Genomic DNA, 16522 nt, shown 5'->3' on the forward strand with positions numbered 1-16522 from the left:
CCGCAGCACGCAGCACTGCCCCACCCGGACCACACCACCGGGCTGAGACCGCACCGACGGGCTGGGAGGCCACAACATCGGGGATGTTGTCGCTTCCCGAGCGTCGCAAGCAGCTACATCCCCGATGTTGCGCGGATCTTGCGCCCGAGCCCGCGGCGCGAGGCGCAAGCGATGCGGATCTTGGGCTCGCACGGAATCGCCCGCCCCGACGAACGTCGGGGCGGGCGATTCGGCGTACGGGGTGGGGGTCAGGGGGCGGTGTAGGTGACCGTGATCCGCTGGTACCCGAGGGAGCGCAGCAGCCCCTCCAGCATCTTGCGGGTGTTCTCCTCGGCCCGGGCCGAGAGCCCGCTGTCCCGGGCGGCGGCGGTGATCCGTTCCTCGGCGAGCTGGTAGACCTGCTGCTGCCGGTTGGGGTCGTTGCCGACCAGGTCACCGAGCCGGTTGAGCAGGCCGCGCTGCTCGGCGAAGACGTAGCTCTTCTCCAGGTCGAGGTTGGTCTGGCCGAGCTGCGGCGCGGGCAGCTTGATCTCGACCGAGGTGCCGTCGGCGGACTCGACGATCGCACCATCACCGATCTTGGCGAAGTCGACGTACGCCTCGACGCTGCCCGCCCCGACGAACAGGGTGCGCTCGTTGAGCAGGAAGTCCGGAACGTTGCGCCGGTCGTTCTGGGTGTCGACCACGACCTGGAAGTTGCCCTCCGCGGCCACGTAGCGGCTGAGGTCCTGGATGGACTTCAGCAGCGGCGGCTGGCTGCGGTCGGTCTGCTCCTTGGCGAACGGGTTGCGGAACTCCGGCAGGAGGCCGGTCGCCTGGACGCCGAGCAGCACCACCACGGCCAGCGCGGCAGCCCCGAGCAGCAGGAGCAGGCCACGCGCCGGCCCACCGTTGCCACCGGTCGTCGGGTCGCCGGAGCCGCCCGGTGTATCCGTGGTCGACTCGGGTGTCACGGCCGACCGCTCCTTAAGGTCGTCGCCGGTCGGGTAACCGGGGAACTCCCTCGTGGGCTCGTTGATGCCAGCGTCGCGGGCCATCACGCTCACCGTCCTCGTCAGACACGTCGTCTGTCAATGACGGTACGGCCCCGGTACGACAGCCGCGCGTCGAGCGACCGGAATGTGCAGACGGGCAGGTCAGGCGAAGGCGGAGAGCCCGGTGAGCCGCTGCCCGACGACCAGTTGGTGGATCTCCGAGGTGCCCTCGTACGTCAGGACGCTCTCCAGGTTGTTCGCGTGCCGCATCACCGGGTACTCACCTGAGACGCCGTTGGCGCCGAGGATGGTGCGGCACTGCCGGGCGATGGCCAGGGCCTCCCGCACGTTGTTCAGTTTGCCCACGCTGACCTGCTCGGGCCGCAGTCGACCCGCGTCGCCGAGCCGGCCCAGGTGCAGAGCGAGCAGCTGCGCCTTCACCAACTCGACGGCCATGTCGGCGAGCTTGGCCTGGGTGAGCTGGAAGCCGGCCAGCGGGCGACCGAACTGGGTGCGGGTGGTGGCGTACGCCAGGGTGGTTTCCAGGCAGTCCCGGGCTGCGCCGACCGCGCCCCAGACGATGCCGTACCGGGCCTCGGTGAGGCAGCTCAGCGGGGCCTTGAGCCCGACCGCCTCGGGCAGTTGGGCGTCCGCCGGGAGCCGGACGTCGTCGAGCACGATCTCGCCGGTCACCGACGCGCGCAGGGACATCTTGCGGCGGATCTCCCGGGCCGTGACACCGGGGGTGTCCATTGGTACGGCGAAACCCCGCACGCCGGCGTCGGTGCGCGCCCAGATCACCGCGACATCGGCGATCGGCGCGTTGGTGATCCACATCTTGCCGCCGCTGAGCACCCAGTCGTCGCCGTCGCGGCGTGCCCGGGTGGCCATCGAGGCCGGGTCGGAGCCGTGGTCCGGCTCGGTCAGGCCGAAGCAGCCGATCGCCTCGCCGGTCGCCATCGGCGGCAGCCAGCGCTGCTTCTGCTCCTCGCTGCCGTAGCGCCAGATGGCGTACATGGCCAGCGACCCCTGCACCGAGACCAGCGAGCGGATGCCCGAGTCGCCGGCCTCCAGTTCCTGGCAGGCCAGCCCGTACGCGACCGCGGAGGCGCCAGCGCAGCCGTAGCCGGTGAGGTGCATGCCGAGCAGCCCGAGCTTGCCGAACTCCCGAGCCAGCTCGCGGGCCGGCACCCGACCCTCCTCGTACCAGTCGGCGACGTGCGGCCGCACCCGGTCGTCGATGAGCTGGCGTACGACGTCGCGGATCTGCCGCTCCTCCTCGGTGAGCGACGGGTCCAGGTCGAGCAGGTCCAGCGGTGCGGTCATGGACGCCACCTTAACGAAGACTCAGGCCAGCGGGTGGGGGCGCGTCACTCGATCGGTTCGGAGAGCACCAGCACGCGAGCGTGGATCTGGTTGCGCTGTTGCAGGGCGGCGCGCAACGCCCGGTGCAGCCCGTCCTCCAGGTAGAGCCCGCCGTTCCACTGCACCACGTGCGGAAACAGGTCGCCGTAGAAGGTGGAGTCCTCGGCGAGGAGCTTGTCGAGCGCCAACTCACGCTTGGTGGTGATCAACTGGTCCAGGCGCAGCGGTCGCGGCGGAATCTCCGCCCACTGCTTGAGCGTCAGGTTGTGCTCCGGATAGGGACGCCCGTCCCGGACCGCTCTGAAGATCACGACGGCACGCTCCCCTCCCCGTGGCCGGGCCGACCGACGGCGCCGAGCCGGGCCGCGGCGGGCACCGCGCGGCGCGGCACCGATGACCGTGCCAGCCTAGCCGCCCAGCGCACACTGCGTTCTGCTCCCTGATGTCAGTTTCGCTACCGCTCGTCCGATCCTTAACGGGATGAACGGGACGCCGCGCTCAACTCCACCGGCCGCGCCGCACCACCTCGTCCACCGGACGACGCCCACGGCGCAACGATGGTGACCGATGGTCGGGTGCTCGGTAACCGATTGTGACGGCACCGATGGGTTGGTACTCCGTCGGCACCCCGAACGCGTCGCGGTAGGCGGCCAGCCGTTGCGGCGGGATGCCGAAGAAACACGCCCCCAGACCCTCGTCCACGGCGGTGAGCAGCATCAGCAGCGCGGCGAAGCCGCTGTCCACGTACCAGTAGGGCACCGGCCAGCGGTCGGTGGACCGGTCCGTCCAGCCCTTGTCCGGCTCCGCGTACCGCTGCAGGTAGGCCGACTCGTTGGCGTGCGGCACCACGATCAGCGGCGCCCGGCGCATCCCGGCCAACCAGCGCTCCCGCCCGCCGGTGTCGGGCGTGGTGGCGGCCCAGAACCGCTCCCGGTCGGCGGCCTCCTCCAACACCAGGAAGCCCCAGCCCTGGGCGAACCCGGCCGACGGGGCGCGGACCGCGTGGTCGAGCAGCCGGTCGACCACGTCGGGCGGGACCGGGCGGTCCGGGTCGTAGTTGCGCACCATCCGCCGGCGCCGGACGACCTCGGCGAACTCCATTCCGCTCCCCCCGCCGGCTCGGTCAGGCCCCGGGCCGGATGCCCCAGGCACCCCGCCAGGTCGTGCCGGGCTTGAGCGTGAGCAGGTCCTTGCCGGAGCGGAACGCGTCCGGCGGGCAGGTCATCGGCTCGATCGCCACCGAGCGGCGGTGCCGAACGCCCATGAGCGCGTCCCCGGTGAACACCTGCCACCAGCCGAACTCCTGGTCCGCCCAGATGCTCACCCCGGCCGAGCCGTCCGGCGCCGCCAGGCTCACCGACGAACCGCCGTCGGCGTCGGGGATCACCTGGCCGAAGCAGAGATCCAGCCGGGCAGTGCCGATCCGGCGCGGGCTGGTCCAGTCGTACTCGGTGCCGGCCACCGGGGTCGCCCCGACCGGCAGCAGCCGCCCGTCCACCAGCAGCCGGGTACGGGTCGGCAGCCGCATGACCAGGTCGTCCACCGCGACGCCCGGCAGTTGCAGGTACGGGTGCACGGAGAAGCCGAACGGTGCCAGCTCACCACCGGTGTTGGTCACCTCGTGCTCGGCGCGCAGTCCGTCCGCGCCGATGCTCCACCGGCTGCGCAGCCGCAGCGGCCACGGGTAGCCGGGCTGCGGTGGCAGGTCGTAGCCGACCGTCACTGCGTCCGCCGACTGCTCCAGCAGCCGCCACGGCACCCAGTTGACCAGCCCGTGGATGGCCACGTGCCGCTCCGGCTCGGTCAGCGGGAGCTGGTGGGTCCGATCCCCGAACGGGTAGCGACCATCCCGGATCCGGTTCGGCCAGGGGGCCAGCACCTGCCCGGCGCAGCCGGGGCAGACCTCGTCGACCTGGTACCCGTCGACCAGGTCGACACCGTCATGCCGGTACGTCCGCAACCCGCCGCCGACCTCCACGATGACGGCCTCGTGGCCGGCCGCGGAGATGGTCCACTGAGCGCCGGAGAACGGACGCTGATCGGGGCTTTCCATGCCGGCGACCCTAACCGGTCACGTCCGGTCGCCGCTCGACGCCGTGGCGGCGCGGTAGCGCAGCAGCGCCGGGAAGGCGACCGCGAGCACCACCACGAGCACCGCCGAGGCGAGCCCGCCGGCCACCCAGGCCACCCCGCCACCGAACCCGGCGGCCATGGTGCCGGCCCGCAGGTCACCCAGGCGCGGACCACCGGCCACCACCACCGTGTTGACGCCCTGGAGTCGGCCGCGCATCCGGTCCGGCGCGTACACGAGCAGCATGGACTGACGCAGCACCGCGCTGACCAGGTCGGCGGCACCGGCCACGGCGAGCAGCAGGACCATCAGCCAGAGTTGGTGGGCCAGCCCGGCCGCGGCGATCGCGAGCCCCCAGGCGACCACCGCGACCACCAGGCCGAGCCCCTGCCGACGGAGCCGACCGATCCAGCCGGAGGTGAGCCCGCCGATCATCGACCCGATGGCGATGGCGGCGTAGAGCAGGCCGACCGCGCCACCGCCGCCGAACCGCTCATGGGCGATCTCCGGGAAGAGCGCCCGCGGCATGGCCAGGATCATGGCGATCAGGTCCACCCCGAAGGAGAGCAGCAGCACGGGCGTGGTGGCCAGGTAACGGAACCCGTCGATCACGCTGGCCAGCCCGGCGCGGCGGGGCTCGCCGTCGGCGGTCGGTTCGGGGGGCAGTGAGGGCAGGCGCAGGGCGGCCCAGAGCATCGCGGTGAACAGCAGCGCGTCGACCCCGTACGCGATCGGCAGGACCACCGCGGTGTCCGGCGAGGCGGCGAGGATCAGGCCGGCGGCGAGCGGGCCGGCCACCGAGGCGGCGGTGAAGGTGGTGTAGTTCAGGGTGCTGGCGGCTGGGACCAGGTCCGCCGGGACCAGCCGGGGCAACATGGCGCTGCGGGCCGGTGAGCTGATCGCGAACGCCACCGACTGCACCGCCATCAACGCCAGCAGCAGCACCGGGCTGCCCACGTCCAGCAGCGCCTGGACCAGCAGACCGATAGTGGACGCCCAGAGCAGCACCGACCCGCCGAGCAGCACCACCCGGCGGTCGCGGGCGTCGGCGACCGCGCCACCCCAGAGCCCGAAGACCAGCAGCGGTACGAAGGCGGCCACGCCGAGCAGGCCGACCCAGAACGAGTCCCTGGTCAGCGCGTACATCTCCACCGGCACCGCGACGGCCGTGAACTGGAAGCCGAACATGGCCACGGTGTTGCCGAGCCAGAGCCGCCGGTACGCCGGCACGCGAAGCGGACGTACGTCGATCGCCCATCGGCGCGCTCCGCGCGGCCGGGCCTCCTGCACCCCCGTCACGGCGCCAACCGCTCGACGGTCCAGCTCTCGCCCTCGGTGCCCGGGCCGTCGGGCGGACCGTCGCCGGGTGGGCCGTCGTCAGTGCGGCGGAAGCGGAGCCGGTCGTGCAACCGGCCGGCCCGGCCCTGCCAGAACTCCACCGACTCGGGCCGGACCCGCAACCCACCCCAGTGCGGCGGGGTCGGGATGACGGCCTCGTCGGCGAACCGCTCGGCCGCCGCGCGGTAGCGCTCCTCCAGCGCGGCCCGGTCCGGCACCACCTGCGACTGCGGGCTGGCCCAGGCGCCCAGTTGGGAGGCGCGCGGGCGGCTGGCGAAGTACGACTCGACCGCCGCCCGGTCGACCGGCGCGATCCGCCCGGTGACCAGCACCTGACGCTGCATCGGGAACCACGGGAAGACCAGGCTGGCGTACGGGTTGGCCGACGCCTCGACGCCCTTGCGGGAGAGGTGGTTGGTGAAGAAGACGAAGCCGTCAGGGTCGTACCCCTTGAGCAGTACGGTCCGCCCGCTCGGCCGGCCGGCGGCGTCGGCGGTGCCGACCACCATCGCGTTCGGTTCGGGTAGCCCGAAGGCCACCGCGTCGGCGAACCAGCGGTCGAACTGGGTGTGCCAGTCGGCGGCCAGGTCAGCTTCGGTCAGGCCCAGGTCCGCGGCGTACTCGTTACGCATCGCGGCCGGGGCGGGTGTGTCGCCCGTCACGTCCCCACTCCTTCTCGGCGGCCTGGTCGGCGCCCTCCCGCGCTGGCCAGCCCGCACCGCCCAGTCTCACTGAGCGGCGCGGAGAATGCGCGTCCGGGGATGTCATGTGCAGCACAGTCGCAGCGGGTCGCGTATCCGGTTACTCACCAGGCAAGATGTTCCGAACACATCCCTGAGGGTCGCCTAAGGCGCTCGGCCGACCGGGCCGGATGAGCTGATCGGGCGCACCGACCAGATCCAGGAGAGCGACATGGCCGATTTCAAACCCGGGCTGGAGGGCGTAGTCGCCTTCGAGACCGAGATCGCCGAACCGGACCGTGAGGGTGGCGCGCTGCGCTATCGCGGGGTCGACATCGAGGATCTGATCGGCCAGGTCTCGTTCGGCAACGTCTGGGCGCTGCTGGTCGACGGCCGGTTCGGGCCGGGCCTGCCACCGGCGGAGCCGTTCCCGGTGCCGGTGCACTCCGGCGACATCCGCGTCGACGTGCAGTCCGCGGTCGCCATGCTGGCCCCGTACTGGGGGCTCAACCAGCTGCTGGACATCTCCGACGAGCAGGCCCGCGAGGACCTCGCCCGGGTCTCGGTGACCGCGCTCTCCTTCGTCGCCCAGTCCGCCCGGGGCCTCGGCCTGCCGGCGGTGCCGCAGAAGGAGATCGACAAGGCACAGACCATCGTCGAGCGGTTCATGAAGCGCTGGCGGGGCGAGCCCGACCCGCGGCACGTCAAGGCCGTCGACGCGTACTTCATCTCGGCCGCCGAGCACGGCCTGAACGCCTCCACCTTCACCGCCCGCATCGTCGCCTCCACCGGGGCGGACGCGGCGGCCTGCATCTCCTCCGGCATCGGCGCCCTCTCCGGCCCGCTGCACGGCGGGGCCCCGTCCCGGGTGCTCAGCATGCTGGAGGCCGTGGAGCGCAGCGGTGACGCGGAGGGCTACGTCAAGGGCGTGCTCGACCGCGGCGAGCGGCTGATGGGCTTCGGCCACCGGGTCTACCGGGCCGAGGACCCGCGCGCCCGAGTGCTCCGGCGCACCGCCAAGGAGCTGGGCGCGCCGCGCTTCGAGATCGCCGAGGCGCTGGAGAAGGCGGCCCTGGCCGAGTTGCAGGCCCGCCGCCCGGACCGGGTGCTGGCCACCAACGTCGAGTTCTGGTCGGCCGTGGTGCTGGACTTCGCCGAGGTGCCGGCGCACATGTTCACCTCGATGTTCACCTGCGCCCGGATGGGCGGCTGGAGCGCGCACATCCTGGAGCAGAAGCGCCTGCAGCGGCTGGTCCGTCCGTCCGCCCGGTACATCGGCCCGAACACCCGCAAGCCCAGCGAGGTCGAAGGCTGGAGCGCCATCCCGCACGGCGTCTGAGCGGCAAGGAAGGGCCCCTCCTGAACGTCCGTCGTGCAGGAGGGGCTTTTTCCAACCGCCGTCCGGGCGGTCTGCGCCGGGTGTGGCGAAGGACTCAGGCCGTCCCTCGGGACCCCGCCTGCCCCGCGCGGGTCAGGGTGCGAGGATGAGGGTCGGCAGTGTCGCCGGATCGCCGGTCGGATCCCGGCTGCCGTGCGCCCGCGTACGCGCCCGCCGCCGGTCCGCACCGAGCCCGCCCTCGCCCTTGCGGAAGGACCTTCAAGACCGTGGCTGACGCACCGCTCATCCGGATTCCCGACGAGATCAAGCCCGCCGACGGACGCTTCGGCTGCGGCCCGTCCAAGGTCCGGCCGGCGGCCGTGTCCGCCCTCGCCGAGGTGGCGACCAGCTACCTGGGCACCTCGCACCGGCAGAAGACGGTCCGCGACCAGGTGGCCCGGCTGCGCGCCGGCATCGCCGAGTTCTTCTCGCTGCCCGAGGACTACGAGGTGGTGATCGGCAACGGTGGCACCACCGCGTTCTGGGAGGTCGCCACCTTCGGCCTGATCCGGGACCGGGCGCAGTTCGCCAGCTTCGGCGAGTTCGGCGCCAAGTTCGCCAAGTCGGTCAAGGACGCCCCGTTCCTGGGCGAGCCGACCGTCCGCAAGGCCGACGCGGGCACTGCGCCGACCCTGGTCGCCGAGGCCGGCGTGGACGTCTACGCGACGCCGCAGAACGAGACCTCGACCGGTGTGGCGGTGCCGATCAGCCGGGTGGCCGGGGCGGACGAGGGCTCGCTCCTGCTGGTCGACGCCACCTCCGGCGCCGGCGGCCTGGAGGTCAACGTCGGCGAGACCGACGTCTACTACTTCGCGCCGCAGAAGTGCTTCGGCTCCGACGGTGGTCTCTGGCTGGCCCTGATGTCGCCGGCCGCGCTCGACCGGGCCGCCGAGATCAAGGCGTCCGGGCGGTACATCCCTGCCTTCCTCGACCTGGTCACCGCGATCGACAACTCGCGGCTGGAGCAGACGTACAACACCCCGGCGCTGGCCACCATCTTCCTGGCCGCCGAGCAGACCGACTGGATGAACGCGCAGGGCGGGCTGGCCTGGGCCGCCAAGCGCACCGCCGAGAGCGCCGCCACGGTGTACGGCTGGGCGGAGCGGTCCACGGTGGCCACCCCGTTCGTCACCGACCCGGCGCTGCGGTCCAACGTGGTCGCCACCATCGACTTCGCCGACGGGGTGGACGCCACCGCGATCGCCAAGGCGCTGCGCGCCAACGGCATCGTGGACACCGAGCCGTACCGCAAGCTCGGTCGCAACCAGCTGCGGGTGGCGTTGTTCCCGGCCATCGAGCCGGCCGACGTCGAGGCGCTGACGGCGTCCATCGACTACGTGGTCGAACGACTCTGAGGATCGTCACGGACGGTGTTCGTCGGGGCCCCGGCGGACACCGACCGTGATCATCGTTGCAGCTCAGTCGCGACATGCGGGGTGTCGCTTCCCCCACCCCGAGACAGATGCGCGTACGGTGGTCCGAGACGCCTGGGTGGCCGACTCGTGGCGTGCGGCCAGCGAAGCGGGACGGAGGCAACGCTATGCGCCCAGTACGCTTCGTCGCCCTCTCCGAGGACGGCCATGCCCTGGTTCTCGCCGACGAGGTCGGGCGGCTGCTCGCCCTGCCGATCGACGAGCGGATCGCCGGCGCGATGCACGCCGAGCCGGGTGCCCCGCCGCTCGCGGCGGCACCGACGGCTGCCGACCCGATCCCGTCACTGTCCCCTCGGGACATCCAGGCCCGCATCCGCTCCGGTGAGTCCGCCGAGGATGTCGCCCGGATCGCCGGGGTGCCGGTCGACCGGGTGCTGCGCTACGCCGGCCCGGTGCTCCAGGAGCGGGCGATGCTCGCCCAGCACGCCCGCCGCACCCGGCTCAAGGGCGCGGAGAAGCCCACCCCGCTCGCCGAGGTGGTCAACGGCCGGCTGAGCCAGCACGGCATCGACACCGAGAAGATCTCCTGGGACGCGTACCGGCGCGACGACGGCACCTGGCGGATCATCGCCACCTGGCCGTCCGGCAAGGCCACCGCGCAGGCGATCTGGGATCTCGACAAGACCCGGCAGGCGGTCACCCCGCACGACGACATGGCGCAGTACCTGTGCGCCGAGCGACCCACGCCGATCCTCGGCCAGGAGCCGGCGCCGGAGCGGGGCGGGCACTCCCTGCCCGGTCCGTCGCGCGGTGAGCCGAGTCGCGGCGGGCACGGGCTGCCGGCGGCGTCCGAGCACCCGCGCACCGGCCGGGACCCGATCCGGGCCGGGCGGGACGCGCTGCTCGCCTCGCTGGACCGCCCGCTCGGCGCCTCGTCGGGCCGCGGCCTGGAGCCGCGTACCCCGGCCGCCCTTGCCGGCTCGGACGCCCCCCGGCAGCGGCCGGTCGGCGGTGGTGCCGCGGCACTGCTCGGCGGCGGCCAGGGGTCGGCCTTCGACGACGACTCGGACGCGCCCAAGGAGGTGCCGGCCGTGCCGTCGCTGGCGGTGCTGCGGCCCCGCCGGACTGGCGCGGCGGCGGCCGGTGGCGAGTCCACCGACGCCAACGGCAAGCCGCGCAAGCGGCTGCCGAGCTGGGACGACGTGCTCTTCGGCAGCGGTCCGGCCGCCCGCGAGTCCTCCTGACGCTTCGCGTTGACGGGTGGCGGTTCGCCACCCGTCGGCGCGAGGCACTCGAAGTGCCCCCGTGGCAGTGTGGGCTTCATGGAGTACACGAATCTGGGCCGCACCGGTCTCTCGGTCAGTCGGCTCTGCCTGGGAACGATGAACTTCGGGCCGCAGACGAGCGAGCCGGACAGCTTCGCGATCATGGATCGCGCGCTGGAGCACGGGATCAACTTCTTCGACACCGCCAACGTCTACGGCTGGCAGACCGGGGAGGGGATCACCGAGCAGATCATCGGCCGCTGGTTCGCCCAGGGCGGCGGCCGGCGGGAGAAGGTCGTCCTGGCCACCAAGGTCTACGGCAAGATGGGCACCTGGCCCAACGAGCAGGGCCTCTCCGCCCGGCACATCATCCGGGCCTGTGAGGACTCGCTGCGCCGGTTGCAGACCGACACCATCGACCTCTACCAGATGCACCACATCTCCCGGAGCACGCCATGGGAGGAGATCTGGCAGGCAATGGAGACGCTCGTGGCGCAGGGCAAGGTGCTCTACGTCGGGTCGTCCAACTTCGCCGGTTGGCACATCTCAGTGGCGCAGGAAGCCGCCGGCCGTCGCAACTTCCTCGGCCTCGTCTCCGAACAGTGCATCTACAACCTGCTCACCCGGCACGTCGAGTTGGAGGTGGTACCGGCCGCGCAGCACCACGGCCTGGGCATCATCCCCTGGTCGCCGCTGCACGGTGGGCTGCTCGCCGGGGTGCTGCGCAAGATGGCCGAGGGCGTTGCCGCGCGCGGCACCAGCGGCCGCGCGGCCGACTCGCTGGTTGAGCACCGGCCGACTATCGAGGCGTACGAGAAGCTCTGCGCCGATCTCGGCCACGACCCGGCCGACGTGGCGCTCGGCTGGCTGCTGAGCCGGCCGGGGGTGACCGCACCGATCATCGGCCCGCGCACCACCGAGCAGTTGGACCGGTCGCTCGGCGCGCTGGAGGTCACGTTCGACGAGGCGACGCTGGGTCGGCTGGACGAGCTGTTCCCGCCGGTCGGCAAGGCGGCCCCGGCCCGGAGGCGTGGGCCTGGTGACCATCCGTCACCGTGGGCTGAGTCAGAGCGGCCAGGCGGCGAGGCGGTCGTAGCGTGGCTGGGGGCCGAGGTGGCTGCGTACCAGCAGCAGCTCGGTCGCCGGCCACGGCGGCCCCTGGTAGCCGTCCAGGGTGGCCTGGTCGGCCTCGATGTCGGCCGGGTCCACCCGGTCGCCGGGCCGGGCGACGGTCAGGTGCGGGCGGTACGGCTTGTCGTCGTACGGCAGCCGGGCGTGCCGTAGCCGGGACCGGATGAGCCGGGCCAGTGCGTGCAGCGACTCGACGTCGCCCTGGAGGTCCACCCAGAGCACGGTGGACCGCCCCTGGCCGAATCGGCCGCCACCGCCGAGGCTCAGTCGGGGCGAGGCGTCCCGGCCGTCGCGGAACCACTCGGCGGCCAGCCCGAGCGCGCTCTCCACCTCGACCAGCCGGGCCGTCTCGACCTCACCAAGGAAGGCCAGGGTGAGGTGCAGGTCGGCCGGGTCGGCGAGCCGGACGTTGGTGCCGGCGGCGGCCGCCGCGCCGATTCGCAGTCGGGCGACCTCTGCGCCGAGGTGGGTAAGGGCCTCAAGGGGCGGGCAGACCGCCACGAAGAGCCGCAACCGTCGGGCCTCTCAGCGGTGCCGTTGCCGGTGCCCGGCCCGGGCCGCCGGCAGGGCCAGCCCGGCGGCGTGCAACACGCCCTCCACCCGGACCCGCTCGATCTCCTGGTCGACGCCGGTCAACTCGGCGAGATGTTCGGTGATGCCGAGGGCGCGGCAGGCCAGCCGGAGCCGGTCGTCGTACGCCTGGAGCACCGCGCCATGCCACACCATCGACCGGCCGGTCCCGCCGAGCCGTTGGCCGCCGAGGCGGCGCAGGTCGGCGGCGAGTTGTTCGAGAGGGCGTCGGTCGATCCGGTCGAACTCGCTGAGGTCGATGTCCCGGGTCAGTGCGTCGGCTTCGATGGCACGGTCGAGACGGGCGATGGTTCGTCGTTCCCGCCGGCGCTCACGCCACTCGGACCAGCCGCAGACCACCCGGTCCAGGATCTCGTCGGCGCAGAAGAGCAGGGCGAAGGCCGCCGGCAGACTGGCCACGGCGAGGAACGCCAGGGCCAGCATCAGCGCGCGTCCGACTCCCACGTATCGACGCTAAGCCCCGTCGTGCCGCCCCGCCACCGAATTGGCCGCATCCGCGCCATCCGCTCAACGGGACCTGCCCGGGCTCGACAGTGCGGAAAGGGCCCCCTGTTACGCGGAATCCGATAACAGGGGGCCCTTCCCACACCTCAGCAGTCGGTGGAGGTGACGTAGAAGCGGGGCATCGGCAGCACCCGGAAGCGCAGCCGGGCACCCGAGCGGCGCAGCTGCCAGGTGAGCGCAATCAGCGCGGTGGTCAGCGAGATCAGGCCACCCATCCAGATACTCGCGCCGGCACCGTAGTGTTCCGCGACCCAGCCGATCAGCGGCGCGCCGACCGGGTTGGTACCCAGGAACACCAGCACCCACAGGGCCATCACCCGACCCCGGAAGGCCGCGTCCACACCCAACTGGACCCGCTGGTTGGCGGCCTGAGCGAAGAAGACCATGAAGAAGCCGGTCGGCACCAGCAGCGTCACGACCAGCCAGTACGCCGAGGCGAAGCCGACCATGGTGCCGAAGCTGGCGCAGGCGATCGCGGCACCGAGCACCAGCCAGACCGACGGTCGACTGCGCCGGCTGGTGCCGCTGAGCGCGCCACCCAGCGCGCCGACCGCGAGCGCGGTGCTGAACAGGCCGAAGGAGGCGGCACCGGTGTGGAACACCGTCTTGGCCAGCGCGGCCAGGGTGAGCTGGAAGTTGAACAGCGACATGCCGATCACCGACATCACCGCCATCGGCAGTAGCAGGTCCGGGCGGCGCCACACGTACCGCAGCCCGTCGATCACCCGGGCCGACGCCCGCTCGTCCCGGGGCAGCAGGGCGTCGCGGTGCAGCTCGGCCGTGCGCATCCGGACCACGTTGACCAGCGGCGCGATCGAGCTGAGCGCGGTGAAGAGGAAGACCGGCCCCACGTCGAAGGCGGCGATGGCCAGACCGGCGACGGCCGGGCCGACGATCCGGGCGGAGTTGAACACGGCCGCGTTGAGCGACAGCGCGTTGGGCAGCAGTGGCGTACCGACCAACTCGGAGACGAACGCCTGGCGGACCGGGGTCTCCACGGCATTGGCGGTGCCGAGCAGCGCGGCGAAGGCGAAGACGTGCCAGAGCTGCACCAGGTCGGTGAGGACCAGCACGGCCATGCCGAGCGCCAACACGGTCCAGAAGGCGTTCGCGGCGAAGAGCAGCACCCGCTTGTCGTACCGGTCGGCGAGCCGGCCGGAGAGCAGCGTGAGCAGCAGCACCGGGGTGAACTGGAGTGCGGTGACCACGCCGAGCGCGGTGGCCGAGTTGTCGGAGAGCTCGAGGACGAGCCAGTCCTGGGCGATGAACATCATCCAGACGCCGATCAGCTTGATCAGCTGCCCGGATGCGAAAAGGCGGTAGTTGCGGACCTGCAGGGACTGGAACATCGTGCTCAGCTTGGACTGCACTCTTAGTGCGCCTCCTCCGGGACGTACGCGTCATCGACACGTGACGGCACGGCCCGGTGGCGCGGGCGCGGGCTCAGGCGCGAGCGAGCTGCTGAAGAATCCCGGCGGCCCTGTGCAGGGTCTCCCGTTCGTCCTCGTCGAGTGCGGCCAGCCGGTGGGCCAACCACTCATCGCGGGCCCGCTCGAACTGGTCGAGCACGGCCTGCCCTCCTTCGGTCGCCGCGAGGATGACCTGCCGGCCGTCGGTCGGATGGGGGGTCCGCTGCACGAGGCCGCGGTCCTCCAACTTCGCAACGATCTTGGTCATCGTCGGTGGCTGCACCCGCTCCACGTCGGCCAGTTCCCGGGGCGTCAGCGCGCCAGCCAGCCGCAGGCTGGTGAGCGCAGAGACCTGGGTGACCGTGAGGTCGCCGACCGGTCGGGCCTGGCGGACCCGTCGGTTGAGTCGGGTGATCGCATCACGCAACTGGGGAGCCAGCTGCGCCGGTGGCACGCGTTTCGCCGTCACCGTCCGCTCCGTCACAATAGTTAGCTTAACTAATGAGCCTGGCTAACGACATCCGATATGATCAGGCTCACGAGGAAGTTTGTGCTGGCCCGGGCGGGGAATCCGATTGGGTCCCCGCCCGGACGTGCGGTCAGAGCACCAGAGACTCGATCGGCCCGCGCAGGAAGTACAGCACGAACAGCGCGGCCACCCCGTACAGCAGCGGGTGGATTTCCCGGGCCTTACCCCTGGCCAGCTTGACCACCACGAAGGTGATCAGGCCAGCGCCGATGCCGTTGGAGATCGAGTAGGTGAACGGCATCAGCACGATGGTGAGGAACGCCGGGATGGCGATCTCGTAGTCGGACCAGTCGATCGTCCGCACCGCGGTCATCATCAGGAAGCCGACCACCACCAGGGCCGTCGAGGCCGCCTCGAACGGCACGACCACCACCAGCGGCGCCAGGAACATCGCCAGCAGGAAGAGCACGCCGGTGACCAGGTTGGCCACACCGGTCCGGGCGCCCTCCGCGACACCGGCGGCGCTTTCGATGTACGACGTGTTGCTGGACGTGCTGGCCGCGCCGCCGGCCGCCGCGGCGATCGAGTCGACCAGCAGGATCTCCTTGGCCTTCGGCGGGGTGCCCTTCTCGTCGAGCAGGCCACCCTCCTGGCCCACCGCGACCATCGTGCCCATGGTGTCGAAGAAGTCCGTGATCAGCAGCGTGAAGACGAACATCAGCACGACCAGCCAGCCGGCCCGGCCCCACGAGTCGAGCACGTTGAACTTGCCGAGCAGCGACAGGTCCGGCAGGTCCACCACCGTCTTCGGCAGCTCCGGCACGTTCAGCGACCAGCCCTTCGGGTTGGGCTGACCATTGACGAACGACGGGCCGATGTTGCCGATGGCCTCCACGATCACCGCCAGCACCGTCGAGGCGAGGATGCCGATCAGGATCGCGCCCTTCACCCGGCGGACCACCAGCACCAGGGTGATCAGCAGACCCACCACGAAGACCAGCATCGGCCAGCTCACCAGCTTGCCGCCGATGCCCAGGCCGACCGGGACGGTCGTGTTGGCGGCATCCGGGATCCGCCGGACGAAGCCGGCGTCCACCAGGCCGATGATGGTCAGGAAGAGGCCGATGCCGACCCCGATCGCGGTCTTCATCTGGGTCGGCACCGAGCGGAACACCGCAGTCCGCAGGCCGGTGAGCACCAGCACCGCGATGATCACACCTTCGATCACGACCAGGCCCATGGCGTCGGCCCAGGTCATCTCGGGGGCGATCTCGTACGCCACCAGCGCGTTGACGCCCAGACCGGCGGCGAGCGCCAGCGGGAACCGGCCCACCACACCCATCAGGATGGTCATCAGGCCGGCGACCAGGGCGGTCGCCGCGGCCAGCGCGGGGATCGGGAGGGTCTTGCCGTCACCGTCGACGGCACCGCCCAGGATCAGTGGGTTGAGCACCACGATGTACGCCATCGTGAAGAAGGTCGCCAGGCCACCGCGTACCTCACGGCTCACCGTCGAGCCGCGGGCGGAGATCTCGAAGAACCGGTCGAAGCCGTTACGCGGGTGAGCGGGGTCGGGTGGTGTGCCGTTCTCGGGCGGCTCTACTGCCATCAGGTCCTCGCAGGTGATCTTCCGGTTGTCGCGCGCATCGTCCCAGATCGCGGGTCGGCAGGGGAAGTTGATCGCGTACGCTTGCGCGATGCCGAACGAGCAGCCACCGCGGCCCGCGCCGCTGGACCCACCGATGGTGCCGTTCGCCGTCGCCGGGCTGATCGCGTGGGCAGTGGCCGGGCTGGTCCTGTTGATCTTCTTCCGGGGCTGGCTCACCGAGCACGATCACGAGAACTGGCTGTGGACCTGCCTGGCCGGTTTCCTGTGGGGCTTCCCCGGTCTCGCCGTGATGCTGCGGCACGACGCCAACCGACGCCGCCGCCGAGCGAGCTGACCCGGACGGGTGCGCCGGGACACCCGGCGCG

General features: G+C 71.7%; 16 protein-coding genes and 1 pseudogene. 5 read left to right on the top strand and 12 right to left on the bottom strand.

Translation table 11 applies throughout. From position 1 onward, the window contains the following. Window positions 1-248: 248 nt before the first annotated feature. The 7 genes from OG990_RS26980 to pdxH form a co-directional block, all read right to left on the bottom strand. On the bottom strand, window positions 249-1040 hold the full coding sequence (locus OG990_RS26980; protein ID WP_386986696.1) for a DUF4230 domain-containing protein: 792 nt from the start codon (window positions 1038-1040) through the stop codon (window positions 249-251). A gap of 96 nt (window positions 1041-1136) precedes the next feature. Continuing rightward, window positions 1137-2300, bottom strand: a complete 1164-nt coding sequence (locus OG990_RS26985) for an acyl-CoA dehydrogenase family protein (RefSeq protein ID WP_406077569.1) — start codon at window positions 2298-2300, stop codon at window positions 1137-1139. Window positions 2301-2344: 44 nt separating this feature from the next. Beyond that, the gene (locus OG990_RS26990) at window positions 2345-2650 is read right to left on the bottom strand and encodes a type II toxin-antitoxin system VapB family antitoxin (protein WP_007454850.1); all 306 of its coding nucleotides are present in this window, start codon (window positions 2648-2650) and stop codon (window positions 2345-2347) included. Between the two features lie 187 nt (window positions 2651-2837). Beyond that, a complete protein-coding gene (locus OG990_RS26995) occupies window positions 2838-3440 on the bottom strand; it encodes a nitroreductase family protein (RefSeq protein WP_386985541.1) in 603 nt (200 codons plus the stop codon). A 22-nt stretch (window positions 3441-3462) separates the two neighbouring features. Next, entirely contained in the window at window positions 3463-4392 is a 930-nt protein-coding gene (locus tag OG990_RS27000; RefSeq protein ID WP_406077570.1) for an aldose 1-epimerase family protein, read from the bottom strand. Between the two features lie 18 nt (window positions 4393-4410). After that, window positions 4411-5709 (bottom strand): MFS transporter, encoded by a 1299-nt coding sequence (locus OG990_RS27005; RefSeq protein ID WP_406077571.1) that lies wholly within the window; start codon window positions 5707-5709, stop codon window positions 4411-4413. After that, entirely contained in the window at window positions 5706-6380 is a 675-nt protein-coding gene (pdxH, locus tag OG990_RS27010) for a pyridoxamine 5'-phosphate oxidase (RefSeq protein WP_406081892.1), read from the bottom strand. Before pdxH ends, OG990_RS27005 begins: the two co-directional genes overlap by 4 nt. A 280-nt stretch (window positions 6381-6660) precedes the next feature. Here pdxH and OG990_RS27015 point away from each other — a divergent pair, with 280 nt between their 5' ends. From OG990_RS27015 to OG990_RS27030, 4 genes and pseudogenes are all read left to right on the top strand, one after another. Then, a complete protein-coding gene (locus OG990_RS27015; protein ID WP_328422882.1) occupies window positions 6661-7767 on the top strand; it encodes a citrate synthase 2 in 1107 nt (368 codons plus the stop codon). Window positions 7768-8033: 266 nt separating this feature from the next. Beyond that, on the top strand, window positions 8034-9161 hold the full coding sequence (gene serC / locus OG990_RS27020) for a phosphoserine transaminase (protein WP_406077572.1): 1128 nt from the start codon (window positions 8034-8036) through the stop codon (window positions 9159-9161). 185 nt (window positions 9162-9346) lie between these two features. Next, entirely contained in the window at window positions 9347-10423 is a 1077-nt protein-coding gene (gene sepH, locus OG990_RS27025; RefSeq protein WP_328422878.1) for a septation protein SepH, read from the top strand. Window positions 10424-10501: 78 nt separating this feature from the next. Further along, window positions 10502-11487: pseudogene (locus OG990_RS27030) on the top strand (aldo/keto reductase). A 22-nt stretch (window positions 11488-11509) separates the two neighbouring features. Here the strand turns inward: OG990_RS27030 and thpR are convergent. The 5 genes from thpR to OG990_RS27055 form a co-directional block, all read right to left on the bottom strand. Continuing rightward, entirely contained in the window at window positions 11510-12088 is a 579-nt protein-coding gene (thpR, locus tag OG990_RS27035; protein ID WP_406077573.1) for an RNA 2',3'-cyclic phosphodiesterase, read from the bottom strand. Between the two features lie 12 nt (window positions 12089-12100). After that, complete coding sequence (locus tag OG990_RS27040; protein WP_328422872.1) at window positions 12101-12610, bottom strand: hypothetical protein; 510 nt, start codon at window positions 12608-12610, stop codon at window positions 12101-12103. A 146-nt stretch (window positions 12611-12756) separates the two neighbouring features. Beyond that, on the bottom strand, window positions 12757-14040 hold the full coding sequence (locus OG990_RS27045; RefSeq protein WP_386985552.1) for an MFS transporter: 1284 nt from the start codon (window positions 14038-14040) through the stop codon (window positions 12757-12759). 73 nt (window positions 14041-14113) lie between these two features. Then, entirely contained in the window at window positions 14114-14563 is a 450-nt protein-coding gene (locus OG990_RS27050) for a MarR family winged helix-turn-helix transcriptional regulator (protein ID WP_406077574.1), read from the bottom strand. Window positions 14564-14678: 115 nt separating this feature from the next. Next, the gene (locus OG990_RS27055; RefSeq protein WP_328422863.1) at window positions 14679-16157 is read right to left on the bottom strand and encodes an NCS2 family permease; all 1479 of its coding nucleotides are present in this window, start codon (window positions 16155-16157) and stop codon (window positions 14679-14681) included. An 88-nt stretch (window positions 16158-16245) separates the two neighbouring features. Between OG990_RS27055 and OG990_RS27060 the strand changes: the two genes are divergently transcribed. Then, window positions 16246-16491, top strand: a complete 246-nt coding sequence (locus OG990_RS27060) for a DUF2530 domain-containing protein (RefSeq protein WP_328422861.1) — start codon at window positions 16246-16248, stop codon at window positions 16489-16491. The last annotated feature ends 31 nt before the right edge of the window (window positions 16492-16522 follow it).

Origin of the sequence: Micromonospora sp. NBC_00858 (genome assembly GCF_045207365.1) — a bacterium.
Taxonomy (GTDB): Bacteria; Actinomycetota; Actinomycetes; order Mycobacteriales; family Micromonosporaceae; genus Micromonospora.

What these genes read in the sequence shown, in the direction of transcription:
- OG990_RS26985 (WP_406077569.1), bottom strand. Translation starts at nt 2,300, where the DNA reads ATGACCGCACCGCTGGACCTGCTCGACCTGGACCCGTCGCTCACCGAG.
- OG990_RS26995 (WP_386985541.1), bottom strand. Translation starts at nt 3,440, where the DNA reads ATGGAGTTCGCCGAGGTCGTCCGGCGCCGGCGGATGGTGCGCAACTAC.
- OG990_RS27000 (WP_406077570.1), bottom strand. Translation starts at nt 4,392, where the DNA reads ATGGAAAGCCCCGATCAGCGTCCGTTCTCCGGCGCTCAGTGGACCATC.
- pdxH (WP_406081892.1), bottom strand. Translation starts at nt 6,380, where the DNA reads ATGCGTAACGAGTACGCCGCGGACCTGGGCCTGACCGAAGCTGACCTG.
- OG990_RS27015 (WP_328422882.1), top strand. Translation starts at nt 6,661, where the DNA reads ATGGCCGATTTCAAACCCGGGCTGGAGGGCGTAGTCGCCTTCGAGACC.
- sepH (WP_328422878.1), top strand. Translation starts at nt 9,347, where the DNA reads ATGCGCCCAGTACGCTTCGTCGCCCTCTCCGAGGACGGCCATGCCCTG.
- OG990_RS27055 (WP_328422863.1), bottom strand. Translation starts at nt 16,157, where the DNA reads ATGGCAGTAGAGCCGCCCGAGAACGGCACACCACCCGACCCCGCTCAC.
- OG990_RS27060 (WP_328422861.1), top strand. Translation starts at nt 16,246, where the DNA reads ATGCCGAACGAGCAGCCACCGCGGCCCGCGCCGCTGGACCCACCGATG.